The sequence below is a fragment of the Candidatus Pedobacter colombiensis genome (assembly GCA_029202485.1).
In the GTDB taxonomy this organism is placed as follows: Bacteria; Bacteroidota; Bacteroidia; order Sphingobacteriales; family Sphingobacteriaceae; genus Pedobacter; species Pedobacter colombiensis.
On the sequence record CP119313.1, the window covers coordinates 5276641 to 5295488 of the forward strand.

The window sequence follows — 18848 nt, forward strand, 5'->3', positions numbered from 1 at the left end:
GGATTTAAAATTTCAAATTTAGCGAAAGTAGGAAATTAGTTCCTGCCTGTGGGAAGTAAAAGTTTTCGGTAACCGTTCCCCATGGATAAATTGAGCTGTAAGTATAGCCGTTGCTTTCGTATTTTTTATTCAGAATGTTATTGGCTAATAGACCGATATTGATGTTTTTAATACCTTTTAAGCTGAAATCATAACCCAATCTGGCATTGTTTACCCAGTAAGCATTTAATTTACGGCCTTCATTTTGGGTGTTGTCCATGTATTGTTTACTTACATATTTGCTTTGCAAAGCCACCGCAAAACCTACCAGTGGTTTGTAAACCAGCTCGCCGAAAAGCACGGTGTTTGGCGAGAAAGAAATGTCAGGGTTGGCATAAGTGGTCGCCTGAACTTTGATTAAATCAAAATTATCATCGTACTCAGATACGTAATCAATATAGTTTTTGATTTTATTCCTGCTTAATGCAGCATTTGCATTGATGGCAAATTTAGGACTGATGATGTAAGAAGCATCTAGTTCAAGGCCCATACGTGAGCTTTTGTCTACATTCTGGCGGTAAGGATCGCCACCATCATTAACTTCCCCGGTAAAAATCAATTGATCTTTATAGAACATGCCGTATACATTAATGCCGGCATTGAAATCATTAGTTTTAACGCGATACCCAGCTTCAACATTATTTAAACGTTCCGGTTTTGGTACCGGTAACCCAATTTTTAGATTGGTAAAATCATCGCGGTTTGGCTCTTTATTGGCCACACTAAATGATGCATATAGGTTACTTTGTTCGCCTAAGAAATAAGTTGCGCCAAACTTAGGATTGAAAAAGTTATAATTGTTATGGAAATCAAGCGGATTGCGGTTTTTATCCATTCCGGTGATGTCGTACTTAACGTTTCTGTATTGTAGATCTGCAAATAGGCTTAATTGAGTTAGTGGACTGTAATTGACCTTGGCGTAGGTGTTAAAATCATCTTTGTTGCCTCTGCCATCATAATAGTGGTAATCATTGGTTGAAGTTGAAGCATATTGTGCCCAGATAATCTCTCCAAAATGTTTGCCTCTGTATTGATTATAGGCCCCGCCAAGTGTAAAGTTTAAATCAGATTGAGGAATGTAATTAAATGCATAGGTTAAGCCATAGAAATCGTTGTCTAGCCAACGGCGACGAATTAAGTCTGTTTTACTAACATTAACACCACCTACATTTACAACAGGTAAGCCGTATTTCTTGAACTTTTGATCATTTTTATACTCTTCGTAATAACCTTTGCCATCAGTATAATGCAAAGCTCCATTGAATGAAAACTTGTCGCTGAATTGTTTTGCATACAATGCCTGGTAATGATTTTGCGCATAATTGTCGTTCTGATCCTTATAGGTGAACTGGTTATACTTTCTGTTGTCTGAGTTAAACAGGTTTAACGAGTCGGCTTTTGTATTGTATAGATAGCCTACATTATTCTCATAATGCTCTTTTAAGCCTTCCAGATCTCCGCGTAATTTTGCTTCAGGAACTCCATTCCAGGCTTGATAGGTCTTTTCTGTACCCGAAAATACGTTTATCCGCAACAGGTCAGTTTTGCCATAATAAGCGCCGGACAAGAAATAAGACTTAAGATTGGCAGCGGCACGATCAACAAAGCCATCCGATGTTATTCTCGATAAGCGTCCATCAAAGCTCCATTTTTGATCAATTAATCCGGTACCAATTTTAACCGTGTTTTTTAAAGTGTTAAAAGAACCAAATGTATTGTTTAGTTCTGCATAAGCATTCTGTGCAGGTGCAGAGGTTTGTATGTTTAAACTTCCACCGAAGGCACCAGCCCCATTCGTAGACGTACCTACACCACGCTGGATCTGGATGTTGTCTACAGAAGAAGCAAAGTCCGGCATGTTTACCCAATATATCCCCTGACTTTCACTGTCGTTGTAGGGAATGCCGTTTATGGTAACATTAACGCGACTGGCGTCACTTCCTCTGATCCTTATTCCTGTATAACCTACGCCAGCGCCGGCATCAGAAGTAACGACAACGCCAGGTGTGTTGTTTAAGATGAATGGAAGGTCTTGTCCAAAGTTGTTTCGCTCAATTTCTGCTTTGTCGATATTCTTGTAAGTGGTGGCTGACTTCTCATTGGCACGTGTAGCCCTTACGATTACCTCATCGGCTAGAAATGCACTTGGAGCTAATGTAAAATCTACAACCTCATCGTTGTTAAGGGTTACGGTTTTCTCTACGGTTTGGTAGCCAATATAGCTCGTGCTAAGGGTATAACTTCCTGCTTTTAGATTGCTAAAGCGGTATTTTCCTTGCACATCAGTGGTAGTTCCTGTAGCCTTATTTTTAAGTCTTACTGATGCTCCGGGTAATGTTTTGTTTGATTTTTCGGATACAGTTCCCGAAATACTGAATTGAGCTTTTGCCAGAACGGGCAACAGCAGCATCGCCATCACGGCAATCTTTAGTGTTTTCAATTTTTAATTTTTTAGTTAAACCACTGCAAGTAAGGGGTACTTACAGCCCAGTTAAACTCCATAACTCCAATCCCTCCGCCGGCATTATCCGGATCAGGTGCATATATCTGTGTACAGATATAATGGGTATGCTCTCAGCCTGTTTTTGTGTTTTTGCAAAACAAGGCACCCCCTTTTGATGAGGCAAATGTACTTGCTTATTTTGTCAAAACCAAGAAAGGGGGTTTTGTTAGTGATGGTCTAAAAAGTGATCAATAGCAGTAATTGCATTGTTTAGCCTGGTTTCCTCGCCATTAATAACAGTATAATTTGCATTTAAGGCCTTAAGCTCCTTGTGCCAGACTTCCATAAAGTATTCACGTTTATGAGGAAAATCACGCAATGGGTCTTCCTGCCATGGTAAATCAATATCCATTAACAGATACAGGTCGTAATGGTAATTGGGCAAGGCATTTAACACCAATCCAGGGGTTTCTCCAAATACCTCATCACTCCATATCTTTACCGTTAAGAAGGTGGTATCACAGAAAATAACGTCCTTTTGTGCAATGGCAGTTATGGATTCTTCAAGTGCTACCTGTCCATGAAACATATTGATTTCATCCTGTAGGTTGCAAGGGGCAGTTAAAGCGGCGCAATAATACCGGGCATATTCGGGTACCCATAAAGTACGGTAATGCATTGCCAGTTGTGCTGTTATAGTCGATTTGCCGGTACTCTCGGGACCAACAATGGCTATTCTTTTAATTTGCTTGTTCACGGTAAATCTTTCTCCAATCTAAATAACCAACAGATGCAATATAAACATACAACGCGTACATTACCGCGGTTGCATACAGGTCTTTTGAAATGTACATGCCTACATAAATGATATCAACAAAAATCCATATCATCCAGTTTTGAATAACTTTTCGTGCCAGGAAGATCTGTGCTACCAGGCTACAGGCGGTGCAAAAACTATCAATATAAGGAAATGCTGCATCAGTGTTCTTATAAAGTAACTGCCCAAGGAGTATGGTGAAAGCGATAACTCCTATGATGGAAAGTAGTATTTCTTTTTTGTTTATGTTTGCTACTGGCCTTGATGCTTCGGGGTTGTTCCTGTTTTTACTCCAGTAATACCAGCCATAAACGTTCATGATAAAGAAGTAAAACTGCAGGCCCATGTCCGCATATAGTTTTGATTCGAAGAAAATAAAGATATAAATGACCACACTGATGATGGCGATCGGCCAGTTGTAAATATTATTCTTGGCGGCAAGCCATACACATAAGATTCCGGTAAATACACCAAACCATTCTAACGGATCTGTTTGAATAAAAAGTTGAGTGAAGCTGTCTTTGAGTATTTCAATCATCGCCCAAAAGTACTAAACGTATTTACATAAAAAAATCCCGCAGTAGAAGGTTAACGGCGTAGTATTTGTTGGAAACAATAAGAATGAACTATTTGTATGTAATTAGCGTTAATAAGAAAATGAAGATACTTAGGCATATGATGATGAAAAGATTAGGTTTTTTAATGATAATGGGACTATTGTTTGGCTTGTTGGCCTTTACTTACCTAAAATCGGGTATGATCAGAGGTCGTATTGCTCCTGCAGATGCTGCTTCGCAGGTGTTAGCGGTATTGGGAAAGGATACACTAAGGGCTGAAGTTAACAATGGTAATTTCGCATTTCCTTCAGTAAAAGTAGGGACTTATACCATTCAGGTAAAAGCTAAATCTCCATATAAAGACACCTCCATTGTAAATGTGCCTGTAATAGACAGTGTAACCACTGATATTGGTTTGCTAAAATTAAAGCAAGAATAAGCTTTAACACGTTATGAGGAGCGGATTTAGGTCTCCTTTTTTATTTATGAGGCTTTTTAAAAAAATAGCTGATTTTTAATGCGTAAAACTGTATCTTTGCATCCCGACAGAAGAGTCGGAGCTTTAGATTCTATCTAAGGGAAATCTCTCGACTGTTCCAGTCCCTAAATTGCATTTTTTACCATATTTTACATTAGACTTTTCAAAGCCTTATGCCTAAAGACACCTCCATACGCTCAGTACTAATTATCGGATCTGGACCTATTATCATTGGTCAAGCTTGCGAATTTGATTATTCGGGATCTCAAGCCGCCTTATCTTTAAAAGAAGAGGGGATTGAAGTTTCAATCATCAATTCTAATCCTGCAACAATCATGACCGACAAGGTGATTGGGGACAATGTTTACCTTTGGCCTTTAACTGTAGATTCAATTGAGCAGATCTTGCAAGAACGTAAAATTGATGCTGTATTGCCTACCATGGGTGGACAAACCGCATTAAATCTTTGTATCGAAGCATCTGAACGCGGAATTTGGGAGAAATATGGGGTTAGGGTAATTGGTGTAGATGTTGCTGCAATTGAGAAAACTGAAAACCGTGAAGCCTTCCGCCAGTTAATGGTTGATATAGGTGTAGGGGTAGCTACTTCAAAAATTGCCAACTCTTTCCTTGAAGGTAAAGAAGCTGCTCAGGAAATCGGTTATCCATTGGTAATCCGCCCTTCTTATACATTGGGTGGTTTTGGTGGCGGTTTCGTGCACAGGAAAGAAGATTTTGACCAGGCTTTAAAACGTGGACTTGAGGCTTCTCCAACCCATGAGGTTTTGGTAGAACAAGCTGTTTTAGGTTGGAAAGAATACGAATTGGAGTTGTTAAGAGACAGTAATGACAATGTGATCATCATCTGTTCTATTGAGAACTTCGATCCAATGGGTATCCACACAGGTGATTCTATCACTGTGGCTCCTGCAATGACATTATCGGATCGTTGCTATCAGGACATGCGTAACCAGGCGATCAAAATGATGCGTGCAATAGGAAACTTCGCTGGTGGTTGTAACGTACAGTTTTCTGTAAATCCTGATAACGATGAAATTATCGCAATCGAGATCAACCCAAGGGTATCCCGTTCATCGGCACTGGCGAGTAAGGCTACGGGCTATCCAATTGCTAAAATCGCGGCTAAACTGGCTATCGGTTATAACCTGGATGAGCTTGAAAACCAAATTACAAAAACTACATCTGCATATTTTGAGCCTACACTTGATTATGTTATCGTAAAAGTTCCTCGCTGGAACTTCGATAAATTTAAAGGTGCAAATAAGGAATTGGGCTTACAGATGAAATCTGTAGGTGAAGTGATGGCAATCGGACGTACTTTTATAGAAGCATTGCAGAAAGCTTGTCAGAGTTTGGAAATAGGCAGATCAGGTTTAGGTGCTGATGGTAAACATAGCCGCAATATCGACGAGATCATGCACGGCCTTGAGCACCCAAGCTGGAACCGTTTATTCCTGATCAAAGATGCAATGAGCATGGGCGTACCACTTGAATCGATCCGTAAAGTTACACGTATCGATAAATGGTTCTTATCACAAATACATGAGCTGGTTCAGCTGGAAACAGAATTGAAGCGTTATTCACTAAATAATATTCCTAAAGATTTCTTCTTTACATTAAAACAAAAAGGCTTCTCTGATATTCAGATCTCTTACCTGCTTGGAAATGTAACAGAAGACGAAGTGTATGAACGCAGAAAGTCGCTTGGAATAAAACGTGTCTACAAAATGGTAGATACCTGTGCGGCTGAGTTTGCTGCACAAACCCCTTACTACTACTCAACTTTTGAGGAGGAGAATGAATCTCAGCCATCAGATAAAAAGAAAATAATCGTTTTGGGTTCTGGTCCTAACCGTATTGGTCAAGGGATTGAATTTGACTACTCTTGTGTACATGGTTTACTTGCTGCTAAAGAGACTGGTTTTGAGGCCATCATGATCAACTGTAATCCAGAAACGGTATCTACAGACTTTAACATGGCTGATAAGCTATACTTCGAGCCTGTGTTTTGGGAGCATGTGCGCGAAATAATTGAGCTAGAGAAACCAGTAGGTGTAATTGTTCAGTTGGGTGGTCAGACGGCCTTAAAAATGGCTGAAAAGCTTCATGAGAATGGTATCAATATCATCGGTACTTCATATAATGATATGGATGTGGCTGAAGACAGGGGGCGCTTCTCTGATCTGTTAAAAGAACTGGAAATTCCTTATCCTAAATATGGTGTTGCGGAAAATGCTGAGGAAGCAATTGTTGTAGCAAATGAAGTGGGTTACCCGGTATTGGTTAGACCTAGTTATGTATTGGGTGGACAAGGAATGAGTATCGTGATTAACGATGAGGATCTTGAAAAAGCAGTTGTGAAATTACTGGGAGACTTGCCTGGTAACCGTGTACTGATTGATCATTTCCTTGACAGGGCAGAAGAGACTGAATCAGACTCTATCTGCGACGGTGAAGATGTTCACATCGTTGGTTTAATGGAGCACATTGAGCCTGCTGGTATTCACTCCGGAGACTCAAGTGCAGTATTACCTCCATTTAGCTTGTCTGAAAAGGTAATGAACGACATGGAGACTTACTCTAAGAAGATTGCAAGAGCATTAAATGTAATTGGATTGTTAAACATTCAGTTTGCAGTTAAAGATGAGAAAGTATATGTAATTGAGGCGAATCCAAGAGCATCAAGGACTGTTCCTTTCATTGCTAAGGCTTATGATGTTCCTTACATTAACATTGCTGCTAAAGTGATGCTTGGTGTGAATAAACTGAAAGATTTTACTATTGAGCGTAAGCTTGAAGGCTATGCGATCAAAGAGCCGGTATTCTCTTTCTATAAATTCCCTGAGGTAACTAAAGAATTAGGTCCGGAAATGAAGTCGACAGGTGAGGCGATCAGATTCATTAAAGATACCGAGGATCCTTATTTCAGAAAGCTGATTAAAGATAAATCAATGTATTTATCTAAATAAAACGTAAAGGGCTGTATCGCAAGATATGGCCCTTTTACGTTTTATATGGAATCAATTTAACGTTTTGTCCAAATTCGCGTATTTAGATCCAGATCTTTAATGATCCCATACATAAATCTGATAACTTCGGTATCCTCATTTAGGGAATTTGAGGTGAGCAGGCTTTTATGTACGGGAGGTTCAAAATAGTCCTTGTTTAGGGGGAATGCGATAAAAACGCAGGAACCAATAAATGAAAGTGAAATGGTGTAGCTGCAGCGATTGTTTAGTTCACACAGGCGTTGCATCAATGCCGGCGTTAAAATGTATCGGGCTTCGACCTGATCTGTAGAGTAGGTGACAAACTCACTCTCAAATTCAGGATTTTCCAGCTGTACCAGCGTTTTATCTGAAGAATTGAATATGGGCATTGCTTTTGATATCCAGGCGCCTAATGCCGTTCCCATATCTTTGGGTCTTACTACAGTTACTCCATTAAAATTCTTGTTAAAATCAGCATAAAAAACAATCCCTTTTAATATGGTATGCCAATGTTCCTGCCGGCCATTTTTTGTCTGTGTAACGGTTTTATACTCGGCGTGAAGTTCGGAAAATGAAAATGCCGTTTTTCCGGCTCTTCCGGAAATTTGGTCTTCACTCCTATAACGGTCTGGTTCTTTGCTGAAAAGCTGGGAATAAATAAATTCATTTTCTGACAACCCACTTCTATAATTCATTTCCAGACTTTCGTCTATGGTTTTGAGCACTAATGGAATTACACCCTGCTTAAAGTTATGCCGATATTGGTAAAACTTTGTATTGGTTTTACTAATCAAAACAAAGCCTGTAATGAGCATTATTGTCCCAATGGTAAGCCCGGCTACAGAAAAAACAGAGGAAGTAATTCCGCCTATTATTGTTAAAACGCCAAGGCCTATACACAGATAGCTTTTTACTTTTAGTGCAGAAACTTCTTTTCGTTGATTCTCTAAATCAGCTAGTGTGCTTTGTAGGGTTTGTTGGTTTAGAATATCGATATCCATTAGCTATTGAAAAGTTCTTTAGCACTGATGTTTTTACGTTCTTCTTCTGTGTTGGTAAGCACGTCTATAGCCTGATAATTCATGATACCGGCAACTATGCTTCCCGGAAACATCATGATGGCATTATTATAATCCGTAACCGAAGCATTGTAAGTTCTTCTGGCTGCGGCTATCTGCTCTTCACTTTCTGTCCAGGTAGTTTGAAGGTTAATAAAGCTATGATTGGCTTTTAAATCCGGGTAGTTCTCAACGTTAACCATTAAACCCTTCATACTGGTGCTTAACTGTCGGTCTATTTCCAGTTTTTCTTCATTGCTGATATTTCCAGTTACGGCTTTACTTCGCAATTCGACAATTTTTCCCAGTAGCCCTTCTTCATAATTCATATATTGTTTTACCGTTTCGATCAAATTGGGTAAAAGATCAAAACGTTTTTTTAGCATGACATCAATTGCCGAGAAGGCATTGTTGACTTGGTTTTTCTTTCCGATAAGTGAGTTGTATAAACCAATCCCTACCAGCGCAATTACAATCAGAACAATTAAAGCTACTATCATATCAGTGTTTGAGTTTTTATAAATATATAAAAAAATCAAATACAGAGTTCTAAGCGTTTAAGACAAAAAAAATCCTCGTTACCTAACGATAACGAGGATAATCATCCCTATTGTTTTGTTAAAATTCATATAATGAACGGTAACGCGTAGATAAAGACAATTAATAGGCCATTTTTAAAAAGGTGTTGTTTGTTGTCTTAAATGTCTGTTTTACAATTAAATATATATGTTTGCTTTATTTCGAAATAAGATCGTCTGCGTAAATTAATGCGCATTGTGTGTAAAGTCGGGGTTTTGCTTCCCCGATTTTACTCGTTTTTTTATCCGAATAGTAAAGAAAAGACATCCTCTATTTTACTCACTGCGCTAAGCTCAATTTTATAACGGTCTACCATTAGTCCCTTCATGTTGTAATTGGAAATAAAGATTCGCTCAAAACCTAGCTTCTCTGCCTCTGAGATGCGTTGTTCAATTCTGTTTACAGCCCTTATTTCACCAGATAACCCTACTTCGGCTGCAAAACATATTTTGGATGAAATAAAGATATCCTCATGCGAGGAGATAATTGCCACCAGAATGGCGAGATCAATTGCCGGATCCTCCACTTTAATGCCACCAGCAATATTTAAGAAAACATCCCTGGTGCTTAGCCTAAAGCCGCATCTTTTTTCCAGCACAGCAAGCAACATGTTCATTCTCTTCGTGTCAAAGCCATTTGAAGAGCGCTGAGGCGTTCCGTATGCTGCTGCGCTTACCAATGCCTGTGTTTCAATTAACATTGGCCTGGCGCCTTCTAATGTGGCCGAAATGGCTATTCCGCTCAATTCTTCATCGCGTTGTGAGAGTAAAATTTCTGAAGGGTTAGAAACCTGCCTTAAACCACTGCTGTGCATGGCATAAATACCTAGTTCGGCAGCAGCTCCAAATCTGTTTTTTATGGAGCGTAATATCCGGTATACATGATGTCTGTCGCCTTCAAATTGCAAAACGGTGTCTACCATGTGTTCAAGGATCTTTGGGCCTGCAATCGTTCCGTCCTTGGTGATATGACCGATCAGGAATACCGGGGTGTCTGTTTCTTTTGCAAAACGCAATAATTCAGCCGTACATTCTCTAACTTGTGATACACTGCCGGGCGTTGATTCTATATGGGCAGAATGCAAGGTTTGAATAGAGTCTACGATAATGATATCGGGGCCAAGTATTTCAATTTGCTTAAATATATTCTGAGTAGAGGTTTCTGTTAAAATATAGCAATCAGCTTTAGGTTTGTCGGTAATGCGCTCTGCCCTCATTTTAATCTGTTGCTCGCTCTCTTCACCCGAAATGTATAAAATCTTCTTACCAGAAATGTTTAGGGCGAGCTGTAGCATTAACGTAGATTTACCGATCCCAGGTTCTCCGCCGATTAAAGTAACAGATCCGGCAACAAGTCCTCCACCTAAAACCCGGTCAAGCTCTTTGTCTCCAGTAAGAGTTCGCTCTTCGCTTATGGATTGAATATCGTCAACTTTGTTTGGCTTGCTTACTCGCTGCGTTTCCGAGCTGTTTTTCCATGTAGGAACCTTAGCTGTTGATTTTTCAATTACTTCTTCAACAAAAGTATTCCATTCGTTGCAGGATGGGCATTTACCCAGCCACTTTGCAGATTCATATCCGCAACTCTGGCAAAAATATGCTGATCTTGTTTTAGCCAACTGATTTAATATTAATGATTGATGTATGGACGTTTTGCCGTCCGCTACGGTTTACGAATTTAGGCTAAATTCCATAAACAAGCAGCAGTAAAATAAAACAGGCCTAATCTCTGTAATGAAATTAGGCCTGTCCAAACAACCGCGGCTGTTATTATAATTTAATCTCTTCGTCTTTTGAAGAAATAAAATGGAATTCAGTAAGGTGATACGACGGAACTGCTTTGATTTTTATCCGTTGTCCAAATTTAAAGAACCATTTCCACTGTAAAGAAATCAATCCTTTTTTAATGTAAGCTTCAATGTACGGGTGTACACAAAGCGTAATATTTTTTTCGTTTTGCTCCTGCAAAATATAGGTCAGATTATTTTCAATGTCATCCATTAAAACAATACTTGCCTTAATTTCTCCCGTACCGTCGCAGGTAGGGCATTTCTCGCTTGTTACAATGTTCATCTCCGGTCTAACACGCTGACGAGTGATTTGAACAAGGCCAAATTTACTTGGCGGAAGTATGGTATGCTTCGCGCGGTCCAGCATCATCAGATCCCTTAAATGATCAAACAATATTTTTCTGTTCGCGGGCTTATGCATATCAATAAAATCAATCACAACAATACCTCCCATATCGCGCAAACGCAATTGGCGGGCAATTTCTTTAGCCGCCTCTTTGTTTACCTGGAGTGCATTCTCTTCCTGATTTTCTTTACTCGCAGTTCTATTACCACTGTTCACGTCAATAACGTGCAAGGCCTCGGTATGCTCTACCACCAGGTATGCTCCACCAGCCAGATTTACCGTTTTTCCAAAAGCATTTTTAATTTGCTTCTCGATACCGAAATGCTCAAATATAGGCTCCTTGTGTTTATATACTTTGACTATCTTTTCCATTTCCGGAGAAATCTCATGTACATATGAGCGGATGTCTTCGAAAAGATTATTGTCGTTTACATAAACATTTGTAAAGTCTGTACTTAAAATATCGCGGATCAGTGTGGATGTACGGTCCATTTCACCCCAAACACGTTTAGATGGTTCAGCATCCGGGAGCTTTTTAATAAAGTTTTCCCACTTTGCAACAGAATCCAGAAGGTCTTTCTGAAGCTCGGCAACGCCTTTTCCTTCCGAAACGGTTCTAATGATTACGCCAAAGTTTTTAGGTTTAATACTTTCAATAATCTTTTTTAAACGATTACGTTCGGTATTGCTCTTAATTTTTTTGGAAATCGAAATTACATTAGAGAAGGGTACCAATACAATATATCTTCCTGCAATAGAAAGATCAGAACTTAAACGGGGTCCTTTTGTTGAGATTGGTTCTTTCGCGATTTGTACAGGTAAAACGAGGTTTTTACTGACTACCTCTGATATTTTACCTGCTTTGTTAATGTCCGCCTCTAATTTGAAGTTATCTAATAGTGTGCCATTAACAGAGCCATTACGCTTAATTTTAGTAAGCTTTATTAAAGATTGTACTTGTGGACCAAGATCGAAATAATGCAAAAATGCATCTTTCTCATAACCAACATCAACGAACGCAGCATTTAGACCCGGCATAATTTTCTTTATGCGGCCTAAATAAATGTCGCCAACAGCATAGTTGTTATTGATCTGCTCCTTATGAAGTTCTACAAGTTGTTTATCTTCAATTAAAGCTATGGTTACTCCCGAAGGAGATGAATCTATAATTAGTTCCTTTACCAAAAGCTACAGATTTTAAAGCATTGCTGCCTTATTAACACATGGACAATAAAAAAAACATTGCCACCAACAACTAAAGGCTACGATCAAATCCTAGCCTTAGTTGTTGAGCAATAACATTAAGAAAAATTATTTTTTCTTATGTCTGTTTTTTCTTAAACGTTTTTTGCGTTTGTGCGTAGCCATTTTATGTCTTTTTCTTTTTTTACCGCTTGGCATAATCTTAAATTTTAAATATTTTTTGAATCTGTTTATTATTTTTTACTCTTCAATGCAATCACTTTTTCATCAATAAATTTAGATAAAGTGGCATTGGCTGCTAGCTTTTTGCTTTTTAAATAAGCATCAATCGCCTCATCATTTTTCCCAAGATTTTCATAAGCTGTCGCCAGATAAAAATAGGCATCTGGGGTAGGCTTAATGGCAATAATATTGTTAAATCTTGTAATAGCTTTATCAAACTGACCAGATTTTATAGCGAATGTACCTAAGCTCATATTTGCTTTTAAATTCTTAGGGTCCTTCTTCACTACATCCATTAACATGGCAATACCTTGCATCGGCATACCCATACCATCAACGATGGTAATACCTAAGCCTGTTTTGGCATCAGCACTGGTCGAGTCTATTGCTACTGCATTTGTATAAGCCGTGTTGGCTTTTTGCAATAATGCAGGCATTAATAAGCTATCGCGGGTGTTATCAAAGGCTTTTAAAAATCTTTCGCCTGTTACTAGCCAGTTGTTTAAAGAAGGTTCTTTTGTGGCAACAATTTCTAAATATAATGCGCTGGGAACTGATTGTTCCACATCATCCCATTTTTGGGCCAATAATTTCGCTGAAGGAACTTTATTGCTCTCAGGAGCGGATTTAAAGGTGTTTTCCAATGAGGTGATCTCAGCAGCAAGACTGGCATTCAGCAAATTTTTACCTGTAGTTGAAACCTCATTTAAATTGATTGCTGCTGCTTCTTTGGTGGGCATTTGTCCACCTGCAGGAACAGCAGCAGTGGTATCTTCTTTAGGTTTTACCAAACCTTTAATATCCCTCGTAAACAAAAATGCCACAAGCAAAACGATAGCGCCTATTAGAATAATTTGTTTTGAACGGATACTTTTTATCATGGCTATTAAGCTTCTACGCTAAGTTTTTTTGAGTTACTTTTCACTTTGTCAACAAAAACTTTTGCTGGTTTAAAACTTGGTACAAAGTGCTCAGGGATGATAATAGCTGTATTTTTTGAAATATTTCTTGCAGTTTTTTGGGCTCTCTTTTTTACAACAAAGCTACCAAAACCTCTCACGTATACATTTTCGCCACCGATCATACTGTTTTTGATGACCTTGAAAAATGCCTCAACGGTTTCTTGTACATCTACCTTTTCAATTCCTGTTTTCGTTGATATTTCTGAAATAATATCTGCCTTAGTCATATTTTTTGTTTTATTAATTTACTGTGTGTTGTATTTTATAAATGTTTTGGGCTGCAAAAGTATTGCTTTTTAATGAGATAGGAAAATAAAAGATGATTTATTTGTCAGGTTCTCCATCACTGGATTGCAAGTTTTGCTAAAATCAAATAATTACGTCGTATTTTTACCCACATGAGTTTTCAATCTGAAATCGTAACCTGGTATTTAAATTATAAACGGGCGCTCCCTTGGCGGGATACCAAAGATGCATACATTATCTGGTTATCTGAAGTTATTTTGCAGCAAACCCGCGTAGAGCAGGGGTTGCCATATTTTAACCGTTTTTTGGAAAATTATCCTACAGTTTTGGATTTCGCAGCGGCCTCGGAAACGCAAATACTTAAGCTGTGGCAGGGACTTGGTTATTATTCAAGAGGAAGAAATATGCTTTTTACCGCGAAACAGGTAAGGGATTTTCATGATGGAAAATTTCCAACTAAATACGACGAATTGATTAAACTTAAGGGGATAGGTGAGTATACAGCGGCAGCCATTGCCTCATTTTCTGCTAATGAATCAAAAGCGGTATTGGATGGAAATGTATTTAGGGTATTGTCCCGTTATTTTGGTATTGCAGAACCTATAAATAGCAGTAGCGGTAAGAAACAATTTTTAGACCTGGCGCAATCGCTGATTGTAGATCAGGAAGCTTCCATATACAATCAGGCAATTATGGAGTTTGGCGCATTGCAATGCAAACCCAAATCGCCAAATTGTAGCATTTGCCCCGTTCAATCCAGTTGTTCAGCCCGCGCGCAAGATCTTGTGAGCATACTACCCGTTAAACTTAATAAGCTAAAAAAACGTACCCGATATTTTAATTATCTAATATGCCAGTCTGATGAAAACATTCTGGTAAAAAAGCGTAATGGCGGTGATATATGGCAGGAACTGTATGATTTTCCACTGATCGAAACCGATAAAAATTACCAGGAAGATCAACAATGCTTTTTTGAACACCTGGTAAGAATCTTTGGAAAGGGGTGTAGTGTTACTGCTTTAGGCCAGCAAAAACATTTATTAACACACCAAACTATATATGTTCAATTTTTTGGATTAGATAATTATATCATTAACTTTAATCAGGATGCCGAAATAAAATGGGTCACATTGAGGGAGTTTGACGAATTACCGCAGCCTAAAGTCATTACTAATTTTATGAATATGCATTTTAATTACTTAGAAAAACTATAATTCATGTCAGGTATTAACAAAGTTATTTTAGTCGGACATTTAGGCAAAGATCCTGAGGTAAGACATTTAGAAGGAGGTGTAACTGTAGCTAGTTTTCCGCTGGCAACATCAGAAACCTATAACAAAGATGGCAAAAGAATAGAGCAAACAGAGTGGCATAATATTGTTTTGTGGAGGGGATTGGCAGAGGTGGCTTCTAAGTATTTGCAGAAAGGCAAGCTGGTATATATTGAAGGGAAATTGCGTACACGCTCTTTTGAAGATAGAGAAAAGGTTAAGAAATATGTAACGGAAGTAGTTGCAGAGAATTTTACAATCCTGGGTAGGAAAAGCGACTTTGAACAAACGCCGGTGAGTAACGAAGGAGCAACACCAAAAAGTGAAAGTGAGTATACAAATCTAACAGATCCATCTGGAGATTTGCCATTTTGACTGAAATGATAAAGGCTGTATCAATCTAAATCTGATACAGCCTTAAAACAAATATTATTCTACAGTAACCGATTTAGCCAGGTTTCTTGGCTGATCGACATTGCATCCTCTCAATACAGCAATATGGTACGATAGGAGCTGTAAAGGTATCGTAGCCAGTAAAGGTAAAAATGCCTCACTTGAATCCGGTATTTCTATGCAGTAATCGACCATTTTACGAACTTCGACATCCCCTTGCGTAACAATTGCCAGCACAATTCCTTTTCTTGCTTTTACCTCCTGGATGTTGCTGATTACCTTTTCATATGAAGAGTTTTTAGTGGCAATTACGACAACAGGCATTTCTTCGTCAATTAAGGCGATAGGGCCATGTTTCATCTCGGCAGCAGGATAACCTTCCGCATGAATATATGAGATCTCCTTGAGCTTTAAAGCGCCCTCCAGGGCTACAGGGAATCCGCTTCCTCTTCCAAGGAATAAACAGTTTCTGGAATCTTTAAATTTCCTGGCAATCTCCTTGATCATGTCGTTAGATTCAAGTGCCGCCTGGATCTTGTCAGGGATGCAATCCAATTCTGTAAGCAGTTCAACTAATTTAGAGTGCGTTAATGTTCCCTTTTGCTGTGCCATATAGAAGGCCATTAAGGTAAGCACGGTAACCTGAGCTGTAAAGGCTTTTGTAGAAGCTACACCAATTTCCGGCCCGGCATGTGTATAAACACCTGCATGGGTTAACCTTGGAATAGATGCTCCAACCACATTACAAACACCAAAAATAGTTGCTCCTTTTTCTTTTGCCATCTCAATCGCAGCCATCGTATCAGCTGTTTCTCCAGATTGCGAAATAGCGATCACGACATCTTTTTCCGTGATGATCGGATTTCTATATCGGAACTCAGATGCATATTCAACTTCAACCGGAATACGGGCATATTCCTCAATTAGATACTCGCCAACCAGACCGGCGTGCCAGGATGTACCACAGGCCACAATAATGATCCGGTCTATGTTTTTTAGCTTGTCAGCATATTCTTTTATTCCACCTAGTTGTACTTTTCCTTCATCAGGATAGATCCTGCCACGCATACAGTCCCTGATAGAACGCGCCTGCTCAAATATTTCCTTCAACATGAAATGCTCGTATCCACTTTTTTCAAGCATTTCCAGTTTAAGCTCCAGCTCCTGGATATAGGGAGTCTGAACTACATTATCCAAACGTTTGATCAATAATTCATCACGCTTTAAAAAAGCAATTTCGTTATCGTTCAAATAAATTACATTCTTGGTGTATTCTACGATAGGAGTGGCATCAGAAGCGATAAAATATTCACCATCACCTACCCCAATTACCATTGGACTGCCTTTTCTGGCCGCAATCAGTTGTCCCGGTTGGTCCTCGTCCATGACTACGATGGCATAAGCACCAGTAACCCCGTTCAACGCCAATCTAACTGCTTCCAGTAAATCAATATTGTCGTTCTTATAAACCTCCTCAATCAAATGAATCAATACTTCTGTATCGGTGTCACTCTTAAATTCATGACCTCTGGTCAGCAATTCTTCTTTCAGGGTAGCATAATTTTCTATAATCCCATTATGGATGATTGTAAGTTTGCCATTGTTAGAAGTATGAGGGTGTGAATTCCTGTCAGAAGGAGCCCCGTGTGTTGCCCATCTGGTATGTCCAATTCCTATTGTTCCAGATAGGTTCTTACCCTTAGCAAAGTTTTCAAGTTCTTGAACTTTACCTGCTTTTTTATAAATATTTAACCCTGAATCATTAATTAAGGCAATACCGGCGCTATCATAGCCGCGATATTCTAATCTTTTTAGTCCTTTAAGAACTATAGGCCAGGCTTCCCTATGACCTATGTAACCAACTATTCCACACATATATTAGGTTTAAAAAATAAATCCCCCGAAAATAATTAATTCTCGGGGGATTTGATTACAAATTCAGTTGAATTTAATTTATCTGAGTATAGTAAATATTTAATTTTAGTGTTTTGTCTCCTGCTACAGGGGTATTTTTGTGTTTACTAATAATTGAACGTGCTGCAGAAGTTACCGAAGGACTGATGTTGAACTCAGTAAGCGAACTTGGCGCCAAAAATGTTCCGTAATCCGGCTTGCCATCCAGAAGGTCTTGAATGTATGCGGTAATCGAAAAAACATATCTTTTTCTAACTGAATCGAAATAGCCACCAAACAATATGTCACTTCCAAGTGCTCTAGGATCTCCAGTGTATGAGCCTTGTACACTATTGTCATTATCTGGAACATTTACTCTTTGCCCGGCAATGTCATACCTATAAAGAGAAAGACGCTGTGCAGCACTAAAAGGAATAATGTCAGTTTGGTTGTCAGCCAGGTCAATTACCAGCTCGGCTTTGTTTACAATAACCTTCGTATTGGCATTACCACCATTCTCTGTTTTTTTTGTATTGGCAACGAAATTCTTTAGATACGGGAAAGAAATTTTATTTCTTAAGCCAGCCAGCGCTTGTAAATACGTTACGGTATAAGGAGTGGTAGGCTTTGTTACAGTAAGTTGGGTGTTGATGTCTGTTCCTGTGTAATTATGATTAACAGTTGCTGTTACAGGGCTTATACCACCTCCTATTGGGAAATTAACGGCTACTGTATCTATATTAGTTGGAGTCGTTGCATTTTTTCTTTTATAATAAATCTCTAGTTTGCCATCTGTTCCGGAAAAATTGAAAAACATGATTCCCCCTTTGTTGGTTGATGTCGCAGTAAGCTTCAAGCCTTTAAAAGAACTAAAGAAATTGTTCGGTTTGGATAAAGTAACGGAGTCTTGATTCAAGATTTGCTGTTGAATAAAACTATTTGTCAGCTTAATCCTCATCTGTGGAACAACAGACTTTAAAGTATCTGGGCCACCAGTGACAATATCTGTAATAGATGTCCTTGTGGTTGGTTTGATTTTACCACTAAAAGTTCCAAGAACAGTGGCGTTAAAAGGCCAGTTTGCATTAGTTGGGTATGCCTTCTCTTTTGATAAATCGTTTGTAAGCTGATTTACCGTTACGGTGTATACTGATGTAGTTGTATCCCCATAAATCTGCGTAAAAGGTAAAACCAGTACTGCTGAGTCTATCGTAGGATTTGTGCCAAACTTATAACCACTATAATCCATATTTGGCAAGCCAATGGCCATTGCCAGGCCTGCTGAAGATGTACCAAATACAGCATCAGCCATGGCACCCAGAGGGTATCTGACTAATGATACTCCTGATGTTACAGTATCTCTTAAAGTTTGCGATGTAACTGTAGCAGAATCCATCAGTACACCTTTAATTTGAGAATTAGAATCCAGGTCCAAACCTATGGTATTGGAATTTTTACAGGAAGCAAAAAGAAAAAGACCTATCAACAGGGTTAATAAGTCTTGTTTTGTAAATTTCATATTTAATTTAATAATACCTGAG

Annotated in this window: 16 protein-coding genes; 4 read left to right on the forward strand and 12 right to left on the reverse strand. The window is 38.8% G+C overall.

The window, feature by feature from the left end; genetic code table 11:
* Positions 1-4: 4 nt before the first annotated feature.
* The 3 genes from P0Y49_22030 to pnuC all read right to left on the reverse strand — a co-directional run bounded on the left by P0Y49_22030 (position 5) and on the right by pnuC (position 3837).
* Complete coding sequence (locus P0Y49_22030) at positions 5-2455, reverse strand: TonB-dependent receptor (protein ID WEK21824.1); 2451 nt, start codon at positions 2453-2455, stop codon at positions 5-7.
* A 253-nt stretch (positions 2456-2708) separates the two neighbouring features.
* Positions 2709-3239: an ATP-binding protein gene (locus P0Y49_22035; GenBank protein WEK19457.1), complete on the reverse strand. Its 531-nt coding sequence runs from the start codon at positions 3237-3239 to the stop codon at positions 2709-2711.
* A complete protein-coding gene (pnuC, locus tag P0Y49_22040) occupies positions 3223-3837 on the reverse strand; it encodes a nicotinamide riboside transporter PnuC (GenBank protein ID WEK19458.1) in 615 nt (204 codons plus the stop codon). Before pnuC ends, P0Y49_22035 begins: the two co-directional genes overlap by 17 nt.
* Positions 3838-3956: 119 nt before the next feature.
* On the opposite strand from pnuC, the gene P0Y49_22045 reads away from it, so the two are divergent.
* The gene (locus P0Y49_22045; GenBank protein ID WEK19459.1) at positions 3957-4295 is read left to right on the forward strand and encodes a carboxypeptidase-like regulatory domain-containing protein; all 339 of its coding nucleotides are present in this window, start codon (positions 3957-3959) and stop codon (positions 4293-4295) included.
* A gap of 212 nt (positions 4296-4507) precedes the next feature.
* The gene (gene carB, locus P0Y49_22050) at positions 4508-7324 is read left to right on the forward strand and encodes a carbamoyl-phosphate synthase large subunit (GenBank protein WEK19460.1); all 2817 of its coding nucleotides are present in this window, start codon (positions 4508-4510) and stop codon (positions 7322-7324) included.
* A gap of 56 nt (positions 7325-7380) precedes the next feature.
* Here the strand turns inward: carB and P0Y49_22055 are convergent, their stop codons facing one another.
* The 7 genes from P0Y49_22055 to P0Y49_22085 form a co-directional block, all read right to left on the reverse strand.
* Complete coding sequence (locus P0Y49_22055) at positions 7381-8346, reverse strand: DUF3137 domain-containing protein (protein ID WEK19461.1); 966 nt, start codon at positions 8344-8346, stop codon at positions 7381-7383.
* Positions 8346-8903, reverse strand: a complete 558-nt coding sequence (locus P0Y49_22060; protein ID WEK19462.1) for a LemA family protein — start codon at positions 8901-8903, stop codon at positions 8346-8348. The genes P0Y49_22055 and P0Y49_22060 overlap by 1 nt, the downstream gene beginning before the upstream one ends.
* Before the next feature lie 320 nt (positions 8904-9223).
* Positions 9224-10600, reverse strand: coding sequence for a DNA repair protein RadA (radA, locus tag P0Y49_22065; protein WEK19463.1), 1377 nt, complete (start codon positions 10598-10600; stop codon positions 9224-9226).
* Between the two features lie 151 nt (positions 10601-10751).
* Positions 10752-12302, reverse strand: coding sequence for an Rne/Rng family ribonuclease (locus P0Y49_22070; protein WEK19464.1), 1551 nt, complete (start codon positions 12300-12302; stop codon positions 10752-10754).
* A 126-nt stretch (positions 12303-12428) separates the two neighbouring features.
* Entirely contained in the window at positions 12429-12518 is a 90-nt protein-coding gene (locus P0Y49_22075) for an AURKAIP1/COX24 domain-containing protein (protein WEK19465.1), read from the reverse strand.
* A gap of 35 nt (positions 12519-12553) precedes the next feature.
* Complete coding sequence (locus P0Y49_22080) at positions 12554-13423, reverse strand: hypothetical protein (GenBank protein ID WEK19466.1); 870 nt, start codon at positions 13421-13423, stop codon at positions 12554-12556.
* Positions 13424-13428: 5 nt separating this feature from the next.
* Positions 13429-13731 carry an integration host factor subunit beta gene (locus P0Y49_22085; GenBank protein ID WEK19467.1) on the reverse strand — a complete coding sequence of 101 codons (303 nt, stop codon included), beginning with the start codon at positions 13729-13731 and terminating at the stop codon, positions 13429-13431.
* A 171-nt stretch (positions 13732-13902) separates the two neighbouring features.
* Between P0Y49_22085 and mutY the strand changes: the two genes are divergently transcribed.
* Positions 13903-14964 carry an A/G-specific adenine glycosylase gene (gene mutY, locus P0Y49_22090; protein ID WEK19468.1) on the forward strand — a complete coding sequence of 354 codons (1062 nt, stop codon included), beginning with the start codon at positions 13903-13905 and terminating at the stop codon, positions 14962-14964.
* A gap of 3 nt (positions 14965-14967) precedes the next feature.
* On the forward strand, positions 14968-15396 hold the full coding sequence (locus tag P0Y49_22095) for a single-stranded DNA-binding protein (GenBank protein ID WEK19469.1): 429 nt from the start codon (positions 14968-14970) through the stop codon (positions 15394-15396).
* A 54-nt stretch (positions 15397-15450) separates the two neighbouring features.
* On the opposite strand, the gene glmS is transcribed toward P0Y49_22095, so the two are convergent.
* Together glmS and P0Y49_22105 are read right to left on the reverse strand one after the other, a co-directional pair.
* Positions 15451-17289, reverse strand: coding sequence for a glutamine--fructose-6-phosphate transaminase (isomerizing) (gene glmS, locus P0Y49_22100; GenBank protein ID WEK19470.1), 1839 nt, complete (start codon positions 17287-17289; stop codon positions 15451-15453).
* Positions 17290-17362: 73 nt separating this feature from the next.
* Positions 17363-18826, reverse strand: coding sequence for a DUF4270 domain-containing protein (locus P0Y49_22105; protein ID WEK19471.1), 1464 nt, complete (start codon positions 18824-18826; stop codon positions 17363-17365).
* Positions 18827-18848 lie beyond the last annotated feature (22 nt).